Source organism: Aestuariibaculum lutulentum (assembly GCF_032926325.1).
Classification (GTDB): Bacteria; Bacteroidota; Bacteroidia; order Flavobacteriales; family Flavobacteriaceae; genus Aestuariibaculum; species Aestuariibaculum lutulentum.
Genome location: NZ_CP136709.1, coordinates 1,787,000 through 1,806,449, shown reverse-complemented (window position 1 = coordinate 1,806,449; position 19,450 = coordinate 1,787,000). Strand labels below are relative to the sequence as shown.

Below are 19,450 nucleotides of genomic sequence, written 5' to 3'. Positions count from 1 at the left end.
ACTAATCGTTTCTTAAAGCTACTATTGGTTTTATCTCTGACGCCTTCTTAGCAGGAAAATATCCGGCAATGGCTCCAGAAATTATTAAAATTATTGTTGCACTTATCACGAGACTGGTACTTACATATGGATTAATAATAGAATATTGCACCAAACTTGGTCCTATAATTTTTAAAACCCAAACACCAATAAGTAGCCCAACGTATCCGGCAATAGTCGTTACAACTATAGACTCTATTAAAATTATCGAAACAATAGATTTTGGTGACGCTCCTAAAGCCTTTCGTATTCCAATCTCTTTCGTGCGCTCTTTAACTATAAAAATCATGATATTACTAATCCCAACAATTCCAGCTATTAAAGTTCCCAAACCAATAATTAGAATAATACTGGTTAATGCCATACTAAACATACTCACCTTTTGAGCTTCTGAAGCTAGATTATGAACCCTAATAGCACGCTGATCTGTAGCATCTACTGAAAATCTATCTTTTAACTTTATCATTAAAAGATTACTGAATGCCAAAGCCTGATCATAATTTAACTCGGGATTATAAGTTAAATATATTTGATCGATATAATCGTTATTACCATACAAACGCTGAACGGTAGATATTGGCGTATAGATAAGTCGTTCTTCGTCATCTCCACCATCGTCTGTATAAACACCTACAACTTTATATGGAATACCACTTAAATTAATATATTTTCCTAAAGCTTTTGTTTCTTTAAAAAGATCTTCTTCTACAAGGCGTCCAATAACAACAACCTTGCTCGTATTTTGTATATCGTTTTGATTGATATAACGTCCCTCTTTAATTTCTGTTTTTTCTAAAAACTGAAAGTCCGGATGAACAGCCGACAGACTATAACTTTTTTTCTCACTTCTGAAAGATGCATTGACACTTCTGTTAATCCGACCGGTAATAAATTCTATATCGCTATCAAATTCATTTTTTATATAATCGAAATCTTCATTTTTAAACCGAATACGTCTGCCAGCCTGAAGTCCTTTACTCGCAGTAACTGTTTTCCCAGAATTTATAAAAACCCGATTTAAAGCCTCGTCTCCGAAAGCTTGTTTAAAGGTATTTTTTAAACCATTGGCGATTCCAAAAAGAATGACAAATAACAAAATAGCAAATGAAACGGTAAAACCAGACATAACACTTCTGGTTCTATTTTTATTAATACTTTGAAATATTTCTCGCCAAAGATCTAAATCAAACATACTGTTCGGCTCTTACTTGATCAACTTTAGTATCTTCCATAATAACACCATCACGTAAACGAATAATACGTTTACACATATTGGCGATATCTTCTTCATGAGTTACCATTAATATGGTCTTACCTTCATCATTTAACTGCTGAATAAAAGCCATAATTTCATAGGATGTTTTGGTATCCAGTGCACCGGTGGGCTCATCGGCAAGAAGTAATTTTGGGTTGGCTGCCAAGGCTCGAGCAATCGCAACACGCTGCTTCTGTCCTCCGGAAAGTTCCTTTGGTAAATGATGAGACCATTCTGCCAAGCCAACTTTTTCTAAATGAAACATAGCTAATTCTAAACGTTCCTTACGTTTCATTCCTTGATAGTATAAAGGTAAGGCAACATTTTCAAGTGCAGTCTTATAATTGATAAGGTTAAACGACTGAAAAATAAAACCAAGAAACTTATTGCGATAAACGGCAGATTTCTTTTCGGTAAGATCTTTTATGGCCAAACCATCCAAAATATAGTCCCCAGAATCGGCTTCATCGAGCATTCCAATAATGTTCAGTAATGTGGACTTACCAGAACCCGAAGAGCCCATGATGGCAACCATCTCACCTTCTTTAACAGATAAATCAATACCCTTTAATACGTGTAAACTGGAATCCCCTATTGGATAGGATTTGTGCAATTCATGAATTTGTAACATATACTAAGAAAGTTTGTTTACTTGGAGTCGTTTTGAAGTTAGACTCACTAAGCAAGAATATGTTACAAAATAGTTTAAATAATTTACACTTTATTTTTTTGAGGTGTTAAATTTCTTATAAATAAGATAGCCAATGCCACCTACTAATATATACGGAAGCGCCATTAAATAGACAATACCATCGTTAATTCCCTGTGCTGCCGACTGTCCTTCTTCACTTTCTAAAACCGCACGACACATGGCACACTGGGCATTTGTTTCAAAAAAAGAAACTAATGCCAGGACACTAAACAGTATTTTATATTTTACAGAATTATGCATAATACGGAGAAATCATTATGTACACAACAACACCTGTAATAGCGACATAAAGCCATAATGGAAATGTAATTTTCGCAATTTTCTTGTGTCTTTCAATATTATTGGTAATACCTCGAACGTATGTTATAAGCACAAAAGGTATTACGATAATAGACATTAAAATATGCGTAATTAAAATAAAATAATACATATACTTTAATATACCTTCCCCTCCAAACTTTGTAGAATCACTTGTCATGTGGTATGCCACATACATAACTAAAAACAGTAACGACAACAAGATAGCAAATTTCATAAGTTGCTCGTGCAACTTAATCTTTCCATTTTGTACAGCAATAAAAGCCATTACCAAAACTAAAGCTGTAATCGCATTTATTACGGCATAGATTGGCGGTAAAAAAACAGGTAAAGTCGCATCTATTTTAACACCAAATAAAATCGCTACGACAACCGGAATAACAACCGATAAAACAACGATTAACTTATTATACTTCTTGTCGTCTATAATTTGCTCTGATTTATTCATCAAGTAATTTTTTAATATCTTCTTTTAATGCTGTAATTTCCTGAGGAACGCCATCTTCATCTACTTGCTCTTCTTCCGAAGCGATTCCTCTGTAATATATAATTGGATTTCCGTAATCGTCTTTTCGTGAACGAATGAATCCGTTTTTGTCGATTAATGCAAAGTTACCAGAATGTTCGAAACCTCCAGCAGCGTTTTCATCTTCGGCTGAATACAAATTAAATCCTTCGTTTGATAATTTATAAATATCATCACGATCGCCTGTCATTAAATGCCAGTTTGGGTTGGTAACACCATACTGAGTTGCATATTCCTTTAGCACTTCAACTGAATCGTAAGCTGGATTTATAGTGAACGATGCTACCCCAAAATTTTCAAAATCTTTAAACGTATTCTGAACCTGAACCAAATTTTTACTCATTCTTGGACAAATGGTTGGACACGTTGTAAAAAAGAATTCTACCACATATACTTTACCTAAGTAATCTTCATTGGTAATGGTTTTCCCATTTTGGTCGGTAAATGAAAAACTCGGCACTTTTTTAGCCACTCCATCAACTTCAATAAAAGCCAAATCGGATGTAATGTCTCTTTTTTCATTTGCAAAATCGCTGCGGCTTTCATCTCGAACGACGTCGCCATTTTGAATGCGCTCAATAATTTTAGGAATGAACAAAATACCAAACAACAGAATGATAAATGCAATGCCTATGTATGAATAATTATTCTTCTTCATTACTATTTTTTAAATCGTTTTCTCTTCGGCTTGTCGAATCGAATTCTCCTTTACGTTTTTGTCTGTATTCGGTAAACAAGATACGTAAATCGTCACTCATTTTATTTTTAATTTCGGCAACTTCTATAGTGTTATAGGCATATAAGCCATAAACCGGATTGTTTTTTTCCTTTTCACGGTCTTCTCTATCATCGAAGCGCCCACGTTGATAAAGGTCTTTGTCAACTATAAATATTTTGTTGGTTTCTAAACGAGAACCTAAAGCTTCTTCAGTTTTAAGACTTGAATATACTCTTTGAATTTGTTCAGGAGACCCGTAAACAAAATGCCAGAATTTCAAATCCTCATAAGTAAAAACTTCCTCCTTTAATTTTTCAACAGATTGTTCGGTTCCGTTTGGTACAACCAACACAATCTGAAACTTTTTAAAGCCTTTAAATTTATCGTAAACCAGTTCTTTTAGATTTGAAACTTCAACCGCATTATCCATTGGGTTTATTCCTAAAAATCCCAATACTGTAATATGATTTTTTAAAAGAATACTTTCTTCGTCTTCTGAAGTAAATCCTTCGATATCCAATACCGATTCATTAACAATATCCAGCGGAGTATAATTATGTGTTGCCGGATATAAAAACAATAGGAACGTTACAGGCAGAAAGAACAAAACTGCTAAAACGACGTATCTACTTATTTTCTTATAATTCATTAAATACCTGTTGTGTATTGCGCTGCAAAAATAAAAAAAGGCGGTTTAATAACCGCCTTTATATTTCTATTTAACTAAATTATAATAGTTAAAAATCTGATTTTATATATCCTTTATCGTAAACGTTAAATACATACCCACCTTCTTGTAATAGGATGAAGGTTAGATAAAGAATTAAGAAAATAGTTGTCCAAACAACGGCACGTCTTAAGCCTTTAGTTTCGTCACGCATGTGCATGAAATCCCATGTGATGTAATATGCTTTTACGATAGTTAAAATGATAAATATCCAGTTAAGTAATTTCATACCTAACACTTTTATCATTAACGATTCTGGTTTGTAAATACCTAAAATAACTTCAACTGCAGTTACAAGAGATAAGAATACTAATACACCCCAGATTTTTTGTGTATTCGATTTAAATTTAACTAAACCTCTTAATATTTCTAATTTATGATCTTGTGCCATTTTAACGCTATTTTTAATATTAAACTAGGTAGAAGAATGTAAATACAAATACCCAAACTAAATCGACAAAGTGCCAGTATAATCCAACTTTCTCAACCATTTCGTAGCTCTTACGTTTTTCGTAAGTTCCTAAAACAACATTAAAGAAAATAATGATGTTTAAAACAACTCCAGAGAATACGTGGAATCCGTGGAAACCAGTAATAAAGAAAAAGAAGTCTGCAAATAATGGCGAACCATATTCGTTGTGTTGTAAGTTAGCACCCTCAACAACTAATTTACCATTAGCTTTTAACTGGTATAGAGATTCAGCTCTTGTTAAAACTGTTTTATGGCCGTGCTCGGTTAATTCCTGTGTTCTGATTAAAAGGTTATCGTTAGCCTCAAAACTGTGAATTACATCTTCTACAGTGTAAGTTGGCAAAGAACCTTCACCTACGAACCATAATCCATTTTTACGTTCTTGTTGAACACGCTCATGCTCACCAGCAACAACAAAATCTTTTAATGCCACACGGTGACCTTCAGTATCTACGAACTGTAAAATATTACCACCTTTAGTTTCTACTGCTCCGAAATCTCCTTTAATAAATGTAGCCCACTCCCATGCTTGAGATCCTACGAAGATTAAACCACCAATAATGGTTAAGAACATGTATAAAGTAACTTTCGCTTTATTTAAATGGTGTCCTGCATCTACAGCTAATACCATAGTTACAGACGACATAATAAGAACGAACGTCATGAATGCCACATAAATCATTGGCAACTCTTGCCCGTGTAAAAACGGTACGTGAGTAAATACTTCATCGGCTATTGGCCACGCATCGATAAATTTAAATCTTGAAAACCCATAGGCCGCTAAAAAACCTGAAAATGTTAAAGCATCCGAAACGATGAAAAACCACATCATCATCTTACCGTAACTTGCCTTAAGTGGCTCATTACCACCACCCCAAGTTTTACCTTCTGTCTCAGTAGTTACAACTGTAGTACTCATATAAGTTGGTTATTATTTTAAAATTTGGACAAAAATAAGTATTTTATTCATGTAATGAAACATCAAACTTAATTTTTAAGGGCTTAAATGCCGATGTTTACCGATGTTTACAAAGATTTTATAAAAATGTGAATTATTTTATCTTACGAAATATAAAAACAGAAATAGATACACCCACAGTATATCAACAAAATGCCAAAATGTTGCAGCTAGCTCAAAGCCAAGCATATTGCTTGATGGATACTTCTGTTTAAAATGATTATAAATTACAACTAACAAACAAACTAACCCCGCTACAACGTGTAATATATGCATTACCGCAATAACATACACATAAGACATTGTTACATTACTGGTTGGCCCTGTAAAGTTGTAGCCTAAATCTATGATTTGCTGAAACCCAACAAACTGATTGTAAATAAAAACAACACCCAATACTAAAGTAACAACAAGCCAAAGCATGGCTCCGTTTCTATTATCTTTCTTCAAGGCTTGCTTTGCTAATAAAATACTGATGCTACTTAATACAATAACAACTGTACTGATAATAAAAGCATTTGGTAATTGGAAGTCTTTTAACCAGTCTGGTCTAGAACTACTCACAATAAAAGCACTTGTCCATCCTGCAAACGACATCACTAATGAAATGATACCAAACCAAAGCATCATTTTTTTTGCTCTTCCGGTTTTCTCTTCTGTTGTACCTTGTGTTAAATCCATGGTTTATCTAATAAATTTATCTATGACGTATACAATTTGTATTAACGATATATACGATACGCTAACAAGCATTAATTGGCGCGCGGCCTTTTCAGTCATTACATTAAATAATCTAAAGGCGTAATACAGCATCCATAATCCTAATAAGAACACAATCACAGCCGACACGATACTTAATTGTAATTTTCCTGTAAAACCAAATACTGGAATAATAGATACCAAAATAGTCCAGATGGTATACATAATAACCTGCACAGCGGTACCTTTATCCTGTTTTCCTGTTGGCAACATAAAGAATCCTCCCTTTTTGTAATCTTCATACAAAAACCAGCCTATCGCCCAGAAATGTGGGAATTGCCAGAAAAACTGAAGGGCAAATAAGGTACCTGGTTCAATACCAAAATCGCTGGTTGCAGCTACCCATCCTAACATAAACGGTATAGCTCCTGGAATGGCCCCAACAAATACTGCTAATGGTGTCTTAGTTTTTAATGGTGTATACACACAAGTGTATAAAAAGATCGATATCGCACCAAACATTGCCGTTTGCTTATTAATAGCGTACAAAATAATAATACCCGCCAATGTAAATACACACGCTATAATAAATGCTGTGGTTACCGACATACGCCCCGAAGGAATTGGTCTGTTTTTGGTACGGTTCATTAAGGCATCTAAATCCTTTTCTATAATTTGGTTAAATGCATTCGATGCACCAACCATAAAATACCCACCTAAAGCCAGTAATAAAAGTGTCTTATAGTTTACTGTATCTACCCCAAGCAAATAACCGGCAAGTGACGAAAACACGACACTTAATGCCAAACGCATTTTAGTAATTTCTTTAAAATCTGAAATAACCGAAGGGGCTGTTAATGAAGTTTTTGAGTTACCCAATGTTCTTTTTACTTAATCGCTTTCATTTTGCGAGTGCAAAGATACTTTTTAAAACCAATCTGACCAATGCTTTTTACAGGTATTTAAAAAAGTTAACTGACTTTAAAGAACTTACTCTAAAAATCGAAATACCAATTAAATAAATCGGTACGGATTCCGAAATTCATCCAAACGGTGTTTGACTTAAATGTTGATGTTGTTTCGGCTTCCGGATTAAAATCTCTAAAAGTTACATCTGCAAAAATTTTCAGATTTGATGCCGGATTTATTAAATATCCCGCCTGAAGGTTTCCATTAAACACATTAGTTTTATTTCCTTGACCAACTTCAACACCTTTATCGAATGGACGATCGTCATAATCGCGATACACATCACCTCCATAACTGTAATTGTCTGTTCCATCATTAAAATCTAATCCGCGTGTACCAAAAATCAACTTAGCATTAGCAAACCATCGGTTATAATGATAACGACCTATCAAAATAAATTCACTAAAATTGGCTCCCCATAAATGCGCCATAGACTGGTTGTTATGTCCGTAATTCGTGGCAATTGTATTATGAGAATAGGTATAAGGACGAATACGATTGTATTCTGCCTGAACCAATAGATTATCAACTTTAAAGGCATTGTAATATTTAACACCTAACTGATAACCATATTTATTGGTCCAACTTCGTTCGCCAGCTTTTACATCGCTGAGTTTGAATTCATCTAATACAAACTGACTATAAACATTAATGTTGTCGTTCACCTTATATTTTCCAGAGGCTCCCAAAATGGCATTTCCAGCATCCTGTCCGGTTTCGAACTCGATGGCTCTGTAAAAAATAATCGGGTTTAGGTAATTAATATCAAATCCACGGTTATTAGCATCGGTCCACATTACTGATTCGAAAAAACCAAGATTTAAACGTTTCGATACATTCCAGCTTAAATAATGATTCGCCATGTACTTGGTTAAAAAGGCACCGTCTTCGGTAACTTCCGGACGCACATCGCGCAACCACATCCAGGTGTTAGTGTATTTAATTTTCCAGAACTGCGTATTTAATTTTAAAAACGGGTGCGGACTTGCCACATCGCTTAATAATAAGGAACGATACCCATCCCCTATAAAGTTATTACCATGCCCAAACTGAATGTTTAAAAAATCCACAGGCGCATAAGACAAATAAGCTTCGGCAACCGGATAATCATACGAATCTGTTTTGAATCGTTTTGCTATTCCACGTCCGGGAATAATAGCCGGATCAGGCCCGAAAGCTTTTAAGCTTTCTGCATAGTCGTTAAAATATTGAGCAAAACGCCCCTGACTTTCATAAACGGTCGTAAAGAAGTTAAACTTCTTCCCTAATCCTCCTTGCACTCTTAAACCGCGAGTATTATTATAGGTAGAACTGAAATCGGCATCGGTATCTTTACCAACTTCCAAATCGAATATCGGGTCGATGGTAAACCAATAGTCTTTACCTTGCAATTGCACTAAATGCTCATTCCATAACTTTCTACCAAACCAGGTCTCTCTCTTCTGCAGAAGCATTTCTGTTTTTGCATCAAAATCGTAATACTTCGCGACATCCTGATAAACAAAAGGCTTCGATGCGGTATGACTGTTGGTTCCCACTAAGTTGATTTGCCTATCGAATTTGGCATAATCGGCATGCGTAAACGGAATGTTTAACTGACTTGAATAGGCCTTATTTTCAAAAGCAACTAAAGTAGCATTAACACTATCAAACTCTGTTTTTGCTTTTTCTTCTATCGCTGTAATGGTTTTCATTTTTGATTCCTGATTTTGAATATCAGATTGATTAACCAGAGGAATCTTCACCTTTATAGAATATTGTTTAAAAGTCTTTCTGCCGTTATAAGTTGCAGGTGCCACCTTTGGAAATTCTGAAAATACACGTTTTGTTTCCATTTTCAGTTCTTCATACATGGCATCAACATAAATAACTTTAAAGCTACCAAGCGTATCTACCTCAAAAAGCACCACAATATCTCCTTTATACTTATCGTCATTAACTTTTTGCGGTACATTAAAAGTGTTATAAATATTATTATAAACATTACTATCGAAACACTTTTGTAATTCACTAACCACTACCGAATCACAATTTGAAAATACCGGTGGTTTCTCGTAATACAATTCATTTTGTGCATATACACTATATTGAAGACATACAAAAAGTAGGATGATGAATTGCTTCATGAATACCAGATTATAGTTGATAGAGTTGAATTTGGCAGAAAGATACTATATTTTTAATAATGCATTCGTTAAAAAAAGCCGATATCGAAAAACGACATCGGCTTTAAATTTTACTGGTTGGATAAAATTAATCCTGAACTTCGAAAATTATTGGTAAATCGTAAATAACATCTACATTTTTATCGCGTTGTTTCCCAGGTGTCATTACAGGGATAAAATCAATAACGCGTTCGGCCTCATTTTTTAATTCCGGATGTGGCGCTCTAATTTGTAAATCTTTTACCTCTCCTTTTTTATCTATAGTGAAGCGCGTTCTAATAACCTGTTTACCCGACAAACCATATTCACCACCTAAACCTGTATTAAATTTACGCTGAATTAGCTTTGTGATTTTATCTGACATGCATTTTTTACGCCCTGCATTATCCTTTTCCTTTTCACAACCAGGATAAATAGGCACTTGTTCTACTCTAATAAAACTAACCGCTGGCTCGACAGTTGGAGCATCAACAAGTTTTATCTTATCTGGATCTAAATCACTATTAGATAAAGAGGGTTCATCTTGTGCTTTAAAATTGTCTGTGGGTTCAATATCCGAATCGTTTTCTATCACTTCGGGTGGTAAATCCGTATCAGGTAATTCTGGTTGTGGTGGTTCTGGAATATCAACTTTTTCCTGATACACTTCGTAGTTTTCAACGTCGATTTCATCAGGTGTTACATCAATTGGAAGCGCACAAATTTCTTGCGAAAGTTCTGATTTAAATTTCATTTCTAATAGTCCGTAGGCGGATAGCAAACAAACTATTAATCCGATTTGAAAATAGAGGGTCGTGTTTTTTTGTAAATTAGCCTCATGCTTTTGTGATTTTTTCACGATTTGCTCATTTTGCCGAATGAGATCGTGAGTTTTCTTTTGATTACTCATAAATATTAAAAGTTAAATGTTAATATTATGATAAAGTCACAATAAGCATACCAAAAAAGAAAACCCGTTACAAAAATTGTAACGGGTTTTTAATATTATAAACGTTTGTTATTAAACGAGGTACCTTAGTCTTGTACTTGAAAAACGATAGGTAAAGAATATGGTACAGTTACCGCTTTTCCACGTTGTTTACCTGGTTCCATTTGAGGAAGCATTCCAATTACACGAGCTGCTTCTTTTTCTAAACCTGGGTGTGGTGCTCTGGCACGAATACCTGTTACCTTACCTGACTTGTCAATTTTAAAGATTACGTTAATACGTTGTCTTCCTGATAATCCTAAATCACTTGCTAAATCGGTATTAAACTTTTTACCAACAAACTGTGTGATTTTTTCAGACATACAATCTTTTTTCTCTTGATTGGTTTTCTTTTTCTCACAACCAGGGAAAACAGGTACGTTCTCGATTACTGCGAAAGGAACCTCAATATCTTCTTCTACTGCTGCTGCAACTTCTACGTCTGCTACCTCAACAATTTCTGTTTCCTGAGATACCTCTGTAGATTCGATAACGGTTTCTTCAACTTCAACCTCATCCTCTACAACTTCAATAACTTCTGGAGCTGCTGGCGGTGGTGGTGGTGGTGGTGGCGTAGCCATTTGGTTTGTTAGAGGAATTTCTTCTTCTATCTCTTGTTCCATCGCTACCATACCGATTTCAACTTCTTTATCGTCGTAAGTTTTATAGTTAATAGCCATGTTTGTTAAAAATAACAACAATGCTAAACCAATTGCAAAGTAAAGTGAACTGTTACGTCCAACATTAGCTTTAGGATTCTTTTTAGGTTCCATAATTTAATTTCGTTTTTTCAGGATTGCTAAAATAACCATTTATTTGTCAAAAAAGCAAGTCTTTATAATTTTTTAATCTGTGTTCTGTTGTATACCAACACTACTACTACAGCCAACAAAACCCCTACTGAGTTTGCAATAACATCCTCAAAATCAGGTTTTCGCGTTACTGTTACCATCCCTTGTAATACCTCAATAATTATACCAAAAATTGTTGAAAATAATGCGGAATAAATTAAAGCTTTTACGCTGGGCATCTTAAACTTAAACAAAAACGTACTGTACCACAGTAAAGCTAATATTAAATAGGTCAAACTATGAAATACTTTATCTGCATTTGAAATCCCAACATCAGGCATTTCTTTTAGCTTCATTAAGCAAACGAACGTTAATGCTAAAGTGTAAAGAACACTTATTAAAAACAGATTTTTTTTAAGCACCAATTAGGGCTTTATAATCGTCTGCAGACATTAAACCTTCTACTTGAGAAAGGTCTGAACATTTTACTTTAATCATCCAACCGTCTCCGTATGGGTCACTGTTTACTGTTTCAGGAGCATCTTCTAAACCTTCGTTAAACTCGATAATTTCACCTGATACTGGTAAAAATAAATCTGATACGGTTTTAACAGCTTCTACAGTTCCAAAAATTTCTTCAGCTTCTAAAGTTTCATCAACAGTTTCAACCTCAACATAAACAATATCACCTAACTCGCTTTGTGCGAAATCTGTAATACCAATTGTTGCTACATCACCGTCTATACTTACCCACTCGTGGTCTTTAGTATATTTTAATTCTGCTGGAATATTCATTTTTATTATATATAAGTTTTAGTTTCGGCAAATGTATTTATTCAAAACCTAAATTCAAACACTTATTGTGTTAATTCCCAAAATTATATCGAAGGGTAAAACCTGATCGAATTGTTGTTTGCGGGAAGGCTGTACTAATCGCATAATCTGAAAACGCATAATCGAAATAGAAAATACCGGTTAGGTTTTTACTGAAAGCATAATCGGCCGAATATTTAAGTCCCCAGATGGTTTGACCAGATGTTACCTGATTGTTTTCCAAATCGAGATATCTAATAATGGTTTTATTATCTCTTACCGAAATATCGGCTTTCATATTCAGATCACTTATAATGCGCTTACTTGGACCAGCCAGATTAGAATTTATTCTTAAGTCTTTAATTCGATACCCTAGCCCAATCACATATTCTTTACCCTGAACTTCGGTCATTAAATTATTATCGAAACTTAAAGATAGTAGTCTGTCGCGTTTAATTTCAGCTAAGATTTTAACTGAGTTTTTCATTTCGAAATCAATACGCACTAACGGACTAAACATCTCGGTTAAGTTAATGTTACTGTATAAGGTTTCGTTCTTATAATTCCCTGACTGATTTTTAACATCAGCCGGCTGGCTATCGTATGCTACACTAAAATCAGGTTTTACATAATCTAAATTCGATTGGAATTGATTAATTGTATAAGTTGAACGGTACCCATGCGTTAAAGAGAAACGTTTAAAATTCTTTTTAAACCAGGTAAACTTCATGAATCCGGTATACTTTAAATCCCAGTTAGGAATTGGCATATCTCTAAACGCAGATGTTTTCACTTTCCCTGCATCCTGACCTGAATAAGCGGCTAAAAATGCTGGTAATAATACCGCCTGACTATTTTTTCCAAATCCTTTAGGGAATCCGTCTGTATCTACATCTGTAATATCAACACCTTTGTCCTGAGCTAAACGTCTTGCAATGGTTAAACGGTTTGCTCTGAAATCGTTGAACGCTGCACTTGAGTTTTCATCACTTGAACTAAACGCTGTCTTAATTAATACAGTAGAAATATTAAAGTTACCAAAATTGTTAGGTGTTAACGATTCGTATTCATACTCGCCTCCAATATTATTTACTCGGTAATTCTCTGTATAATTATCGTAGTAGGCACGGTTACCAACCAAGTCTATCTTTAAATCTCTTAAAGGCTCTAAACTTGCCGAGATATCTAACTGTTTTGTATTGGTTGTTGAATACTGCTGATTAAACTCTGGAAAAACGGTCAACCATCCTTTTCTGGCCGCCATATATCGCACATCGCTTTGACTACCAAACGTGAAACCAACAGTTGGTTTTAAGGTTCCAATAAAACCAGGTGTTTGTAAATACCCCGGTAAGAACGTACCGTTATTCTCTGAATAGTTTATCTGAATACGTTTAACAGCTGTTAAAAGATCAATACCTGTATTTAATGCTTTTGTTCCTGCCTGACTGTTTTTCTTTGGTTGATTTTGTTGCGTACCAGGAGGATTGTTTCTATTGGTATTAGAGTTACTTGTACGAGCTATTGGCTTTTTAACCAAACCTAATTCTCTATACAATCTATTCATGTCGAAACTTGAATTGATGTTATGCGTATTGGCATTTTGTACCGTATTACCTAAATCGTAAGTCACGCCATCAACTTCTAACTCTCCATACAAATCAGATCCTTTTTGCCATTGAAAGTTTGCATTATACTGATAAGTGGCACTAATAAAACTTAAGGCCGGAATTTTATTAATCGGTACCTCGTAGGTTACACCCAAGTTTTGCATTTGACGGTTAGGATCTCCAAAATCGAAGAAACCATCCCAAACATCTAAACTCGGATCCTGTAACTGCTCTCCGGCTATGGTATTCTTAAAATAGTTACGTACAATATTGTTATTGGCAGCGGTGAAATTGAAACTCAACGCATCCGTTAAATTATAATTTATGGTATACTGAAAATCGAACATATAGTTTCTTCTAAACAGTTCTTCCACGCCAATATTTCCAGCGCCTAATTCAACCTCTCTGTATTTCTGACGGTTAAACTGTCTGTTAATATCTGTATTTACCGTAAAGCTTGATGGCAATAAATTAAGATTGAAATCTTTTAATAATTTCCAGTATTTCCCAGTAAATAACGAATCATTCTTTTTAAATGGTTCGATACGGAATGGTTCAAAATTATAAGCATAATTCGCTCCGGCACGTACCGTTTTATTAACCGAATTTTCAATCTCAAAATCTCTGTGCTCAACCTTATTATACGAGTAGTTCAAGGTCAGGTTTTCTACATCGTAAAAATGTGGTTTCTCTTCTTCGTTGGTTTTTATCTTACGAACACCAATAAAGTTGATACTTTGACGCTTAGTATAATCTTCCGATTGTTCTTTAATACGATCTCTATCTGCACTTGTTTCAGCTGCATCCAATCTCGATTCTAAAGTTAAATCTTCATAATACTGATCATATTTTGGAGTGATTAACTCTTCACTTTGTGCATAGTTAAATGGCACCTGAATACCCCACTGTTTTGGTAATAACTGCCCTACGTTAATATTCGTAACCACATCGTATTGCTTCACATCTTCCAGACTACGCTGACTAGGTCCTTGCTCGATGCCACCAAAACCAGACGTACTTTGTCTACCTGTAGCACTAATATTCATGAAATCGGCAAGGTTGGTGTCCATACTAACAATAGCTGCCCAACCACCTTCGTTATCCATATCAGATAAACGCAACTCATTGAACCAAACCTCAGCACAAACATCGTTACTACTTGTAGCGTTTTTAACCCCAACCATAAGAGTTCTGATATCTCCAAAGTTTGGATTTCCTTTTACTCCAACACGATGTTGTCCGGAAACATACCCTGAATACGGATCGGCAACAGCGCTAATTTCTCCATTAATAACATCGTAAAACGTTGGATCTTCATTGCTCAATGTCATATCGGCAATACCCTGAGCTTTTATTCTTCCTAAAATTTCGATAGGTAAGTTAATCTCATTGGCTTCTGGCCAGATACCTTCTCGTGATGAAGACGTAGACACCTGTAAAGGAATTTCAATCTGGTAGAAGTTTTCGGTAAGGTCGTTACCCATTCTAATGAAACCAACAATATCATTATCAGTTAAATTCCCAACACCATCTTCGCCGTCTTCAGCATGAATAAACATTCTAAGACGTTTAAACTGACGCATGTCTATACTTATATTTTTATAAACCGCTTTAGAATCTTCAGCTTCAAGATTACAAACTTTAACAACTAACGATTGCTCATTTTGATCGATAACCGTGTTATTATTGAATAATTGTTCTGGCTCGATACCTGGCGGACGTTGGTAGCTACCTTCGTTTTCAATGGTTCCAATTACACCCACTGAAAAATCGGTTTGTGAATCTTCAGGTGTTGGGTCGTTCTTATCTAAAGCCTGAGTATAACGACGCCATTCGCTACGCACCAATTCTAACGAACCGAAACGGAATACCGTTGGCTGAACGAAATCTTTTAAATACACACGGGTGAAACGAATAGAACGGAAATCGGTAATACCCCCATAACGTTTGTATTCTGAAACATTAGTATCGTCAAACTTTTCTAAAGGCACGTTAATTGGTATTCTGAACTGATACCATCGTACATTTTTGCTATCGCCATTTGGCAATGATCTTGGTCGTTCTTTAAAATCTCTTAAAAACTCCTTAAGCGGATTTGAACTCGGAAGATTATCAAAATCGGCTTTCGATTCCGGTAAGTTTTGTCTGGTAATTTCAAGAGCATACTCAAAATAACTATCGATAGTATTCATCGTGTTATCTCGATTCACATCCTCGACATCTGGTTGGGTATTAGCCCCGCGGTCGGTATTTGAGAATGTATCAGGCGTATTTCCTTCTACTCCGTTGTACTTTTTATAACGTTCAAAAATACCTCCTTCGGCATTTAAGAAATAGGTGTAGTTATCGTTTGAAGGGTCATCGCCAAAGTTAGATCCAAAAATAGCAAGCTCTTCCGCATCATCATAACCATCATATCCCACATCCTGATTATCTCTTTCCTGACCTGTAGTGTCAAAAGTATAAATTAAAGACTGGTTTAAAGGCGCCACAGTTCCCCACTCAGTTGGATTAAGTAAACTTACATCACCATCCTTTGGAAGACCATTCTCATATAACTTTTTACCATCTTTTATGATATCCTCTGAAATGTTTCCTAAGTTGAATACCAGTGTTCCTCCTGGATTCGCTGTATTTTCCTGAAACGGATCCTGCAACCAGAACTCGATATATTCCACATTTTGTTGTTCAAAATCGGTTGACGTTAACTGACGTGTAATCCCTGCCCAGGAATCCTGCGGATTATTAATTACATTATTAGTCGTCGTTGGATCAAAGTTATATGGTCCACGCTCGGTTGGATAGTATGCTAAATCTAATGTATTTAAAACCGAATTTTGTCCTTGAACCAAATCTCTTTCTGGATACAACTCCTGAATAAACACGCGACTCGTGTATAAACTCGATAAATCGTTGTCTGATATACCATTTGGTCGCTGTGCGCTATAAAAAATAGGATCGATGTTATACCAGTTAAGCATCGCTCTCTGATAACCATTCTGAATCCCGTTTTGATCTTCGTTAGGGTTTGTGGCAACATTCAGTTCCAACGGTCTACTTGATAAAAACCACGATTGCTGCGATTTTAAATCGATACTGTTTTGTGTTCCTTCAAAGTCATCAATATACGATGTTGCTTCTCCATTTAGATTAGTTCCTTTTGGAGCTCCCGGAGCCAGATATGCAAACTCACCACGTAATGATAAATTCGACTCTACATCGGTATCAATATTAGGCAACTTATTTACCAATCGTGTAAAGAAAGGTACTTTGGTTGCGTAATTTCCGTTGAAACCAAAAATGGTATTATTTATAGGCTCTGAACCGTAATTGGCTTTTTGGGTAATCGGGCGTTCATTTAAATTTAAAAGTGTTCCGCCCAACACAAAGTTTTCATTGAATTTATGTTCAATGTTAATACCGGTAAAACGTTTGGTTTGTTGTCCGAACACCGCGTTGTTTTCTGTCGATACTTCAATAGGTGTATTCGATGCCTTTAAAGCTTCATCTAAAATTTGAACACGTCCCAACTGATAGTTTACCGTATAGTCGATACCTTCAACTAACACACGACCACCAGCGGTAACCTTTACAGAACCACGAGGCACATTAAATGACCCTATAGGAATACCATCGCTTCCGCTCGATTTATAACGTCCTTTTAATTTGAATTTATTCTTTTCAACCTGTTCTAATGCAGCTGTCTTGGTACTGTTATAAAGTACGTTGTAGACATACTTTTTCTGATCGTCGTTATAACTTGCTTCGTTTGTATAATCACCATCTCCTAAAACCTTAAATAAGTACTCCCCAAAAGGTTCGGCACTGGTGAATATAATTTTACCGTTTTGCGGAATAACAGTTATACCGGAAACGAAATCGAAGAATCCGTCACCATTGGTTTGCGGATCGTTATTATAATTGAGTTTGTCTAAATTAAATACGCGTAATAAAGGAATATTTTGTAATTGTGCTTCTTCAGGGGTACTCCCTGTTACAGGATTCCCGTAAATGTCTTTAGCAAAACTTCCACTAACCGGTTTAATGTAGTTTAACGGCGATGCTTCGTTGTAGAAAATATTTAATTTAAAATCTTCCTGACTTAAATTGTATGCGCCGGTATCGTAGACGTTTTTCATCATTAAGTCCCAGATTGGCTGCGTTACATTGGTAACACTACTTTTTAATAATTTTAATACCAGGTTCGTATTTACCACATTGGTAACCTGACCAGAACTGTTTGTCGTAACGTCGGTAGCATCAACTCCATCGTTTGCAAATTCCCCAACCTGATACACTTGTCCGCCAACAGTATACTGAAAAGCAACAGCAAGTACCTCGTCATTATTTAAACGTTGATTTAATGAAATATACCCCAACTGACTATTGTATGTATATTCCTGACCATTAACTAACTTTCTAGCATTTTCCAGTTTCGCATAGTCGAATCCTTCGTTTACTCCTGAAATATTAAAACCAGATTGAACTGTAGAAACATCACGAATACCTGAATTTAACTGTGAATTAGCGCCACCAATGTTGGTAGGATCGAAAGCATTATTTTCATTATCTGGAAAAGCTCCGGGCGTAGCAAACACATTAACTGTAGACGCCACTTTATCGGTTTCCCCTAAATCCTGAAGCGCAACAATATTTCTAACGTTATCAGTTTTATTACTTCGGTTGGTTACCCAAACTTCAAGTCTTGTAATTTGTAAGCCTCGGTTATTAATGAATGGGTAATTCTCTAATGCTCTATCGTAATTTTCTCTAAAGTACTGAGATAAGAAGAAGTGTCGGTTTTCGTCGTAATCACGAATGAATAATTCAAACTCTTCTAAGGTTCCTCCGCCTTGAGCAACGACTCTGTTAGCTTCAGATTTTTGTTCGGAAAATACCGCGGTAACGGTTGTTCTTCCAAATTGCAATTGTGTTTTAACACCAAATAAACTTTGAGCACCTGTAATTAAGGAACTGTTTAATGGCATATTAACGTTACCGACTTCTATTTTTTGAATGATATCGTCTTCTGTAGGCGTGTATTCTAATTTGATTAGATTCTGAAAATCGAAAGTCGATTGCGTATCGTAATTCGCATTAATCTGCAAACGTGTTCCCACTTTTCCTAATAAACTCAAACTGATACGCTGGTCGAAATCAAAAGTGAAATTACTTCTATTTCGCGGAGAAAATGTCGGGTTATCCTGCTTTGAAAAGAGCACACCTAAATCCATTTCCACAGACCCTTGCGGAACTACTTCAATATCTCCACTCCCAAAAATACTTTCAAAAAGTCCAGATTTAACATAGAATTCGGGAAGTAAGTTCTTTTGAGCTTCTTCTTCTCCTTCTTTTTTACCATCGAAAGCATCAATCTTTTGCTTGTAGTATTCTCTTAAGCTCTCCTTTGCCACCAAATCATAATACTCTTTTGGTGTTAAGATTACCGGATACTTTATATTATAATTACCTATCTTTTCGGTATAGATATAACGATTGGTAACAGGATCATAAGTGTATTTAGACTCGATACTTTCCGGATCGGCAGTCTTAATGGTTCCTAAGTTAAAACCTGTTTTTAATGAATCTGGCTCCTGAGCCCAAAGTACTACTGAAAATAATAATGCAAAAGCTAACAAAAAGCTTTTGTAGCGTTCATGCGTACGCCTGTAGTTTGATTTTTTAGAAATAAGGTTAGTTATGTTCAAAAT

16 protein-coding genes are annotated in these 19,450 nt (G+C 35.4%); all 16 read right to left on the bottom strand.

Annotated features, from left to right (window positions below; genetic code table 11):
• Position 1 precedes the first annotated feature (1 nt).
• The gene (locus R1X58_RS07735) at positions 2–1,231 is read right to left on the bottom strand and encodes an ABC transporter permease (RefSeq protein WP_240575275.1); all 1,230 of its coding nucleotides are present in this window, start codon (positions 1,229–1,231) and stop codon (positions 2–4) included.
• Positions 1,224–1,925, bottom strand: coding sequence for an ABC transporter ATP-binding protein (locus R1X58_RS07730; RefSeq protein ID WP_240575271.1), 702 nt, complete (start codon positions 1,923–1,925; stop codon positions 1,224–1,226). The genes R1X58_RS07735 and R1X58_RS07730 overlap by 8 nt, the downstream gene beginning before the upstream one ends.
• A 90-nt stretch (positions 1,926–2,015) precedes the next feature.
• Positions 2,016–2,246, bottom strand: coding sequence for a hypothetical protein (locus R1X58_RS07725; protein ID WP_240575270.1), 231 nt, complete (start codon positions 2,244–2,246; stop codon positions 2,016–2,018).
• On the bottom strand, positions 2,239–2,772 hold the full coding sequence (locus R1X58_RS07720) for a DUF420 domain-containing protein (RefSeq protein WP_240575269.1): 534 nt from the start codon (positions 2,770–2,772) through the stop codon (positions 2,239–2,241). The genes R1X58_RS07725 and R1X58_RS07720 overlap by 8 nt, the downstream gene beginning before the upstream one ends.
• Entirely contained in the window at positions 2,765–3,508 is a 744-nt protein-coding gene (locus R1X58_RS07715; RefSeq protein ID WP_240575268.1) for an SCO family protein, read from the bottom strand. The genes R1X58_RS07720 and R1X58_RS07715 overlap by 8 nt, the downstream gene beginning before the upstream one ends.
• Positions 3,495–4,217, bottom strand: coding sequence for a hypothetical protein (locus tag R1X58_RS07710; protein ID WP_240575267.1), 723 nt, complete (start codon positions 4,215–4,217; stop codon positions 3,495–3,497). The genes R1X58_RS07715 and R1X58_RS07710 overlap by 14 nt, the downstream gene beginning before the upstream one ends.
• An 88-nt stretch (positions 4,218–4,305) precedes the next feature.
• Positions 4,306–4,686, bottom strand: a complete 381-nt coding sequence (locus tag R1X58_RS07705; protein WP_240575266.1) for a cytochrome C oxidase subunit IV family protein — start codon at positions 4,684–4,686, stop codon at positions 4,306–4,308.
• A 19-nt stretch (positions 4,687–4,705) separates the two neighbouring features.
• The gene (locus R1X58_RS07700) at positions 4,706–5,686 is read right to left on the bottom strand and encodes a cytochrome c oxidase subunit 3 (protein WP_240575265.1); all 981 of its coding nucleotides are present in this window, start codon (positions 5,684–5,686) and stop codon (positions 4,706–4,708) included.
• A gap of 138 nt (positions 5,687–5,824) precedes the next feature.
• Positions 5,825–6,406: a cytochrome c oxidase subunit 3 gene (locus R1X58_RS07695; RefSeq protein WP_240575264.1), complete on the bottom strand. Its 582-nt coding sequence runs from the start codon at positions 6,404–6,406 to the stop codon at positions 5,825–5,827.
• A 3-nt stretch (positions 6,407–6,409) separates the two neighbouring features.
• Positions 6,410–7,303, bottom strand: a complete 894-nt coding sequence (gene cyoE, locus R1X58_RS07690) for a heme o synthase (protein WP_255802988.1) — start codon at positions 7,301–7,303, stop codon at positions 6,410–6,412.
• Between the two features lie 116 nt (positions 7,304–7,419).
• A complete protein-coding gene (locus R1X58_RS07685; RefSeq protein ID WP_240575261.1) occupies positions 7,420–9,519 on the bottom strand; it encodes a gliding motility protein RemB in 2,100 nt (699 codons plus the stop codon).
• 127 nt (positions 9,520–9,646) lie between these two features.
• A complete protein-coding gene (locus R1X58_RS07680) occupies positions 9,647–10,396 on the bottom strand; it encodes an energy transducer TonB (protein WP_240575259.1) in 750 nt (249 codons plus the stop codon).
• A gap of 176 nt (positions 10,397–10,572) precedes the next feature.
• Complete coding sequence (locus tag R1X58_RS07675; protein WP_240575257.1) at positions 10,573–11,298, bottom strand: energy transducer TonB; 726 nt, start codon at positions 11,296–11,298, stop codon at positions 10,573–10,575.
• 62 nt (positions 11,299–11,360) lie between these two features.
• Positions 11,361–11,672: a VanZ family protein gene (locus R1X58_RS07670; protein ID WP_240575255.1), complete on the bottom strand. Its 312-nt coding sequence runs from the start codon at positions 11,670–11,672 to the stop codon at positions 11,361–11,363.
• 58 nt (positions 11,673–11,730) lie between these two features.
• Positions 11,731–12,111 carry a glycine cleavage system protein GcvH gene (gene gcvH / locus R1X58_RS07665; protein WP_240575253.1) on the bottom strand — a complete coding sequence of 127 codons (381 nt, stop codon included), beginning with the start codon at positions 12,109–12,111 and terminating at the stop codon, positions 11,731–11,733.
• 70 nt (positions 12,112–12,181) lie between these two features.
• The gene (gene sov, locus R1X58_RS07660; protein ID WP_449500949.1) at positions 12,182–19,429 is read right to left on the bottom strand and encodes a T9SS outer membrane translocon Sov/SprA; all 7,248 of its coding nucleotides are present in this window, start codon (positions 19,427–19,429) and stop codon (positions 12,182–12,184) included.
• Positions 19,430–19,450: the final 21 nt, after the last annotated feature.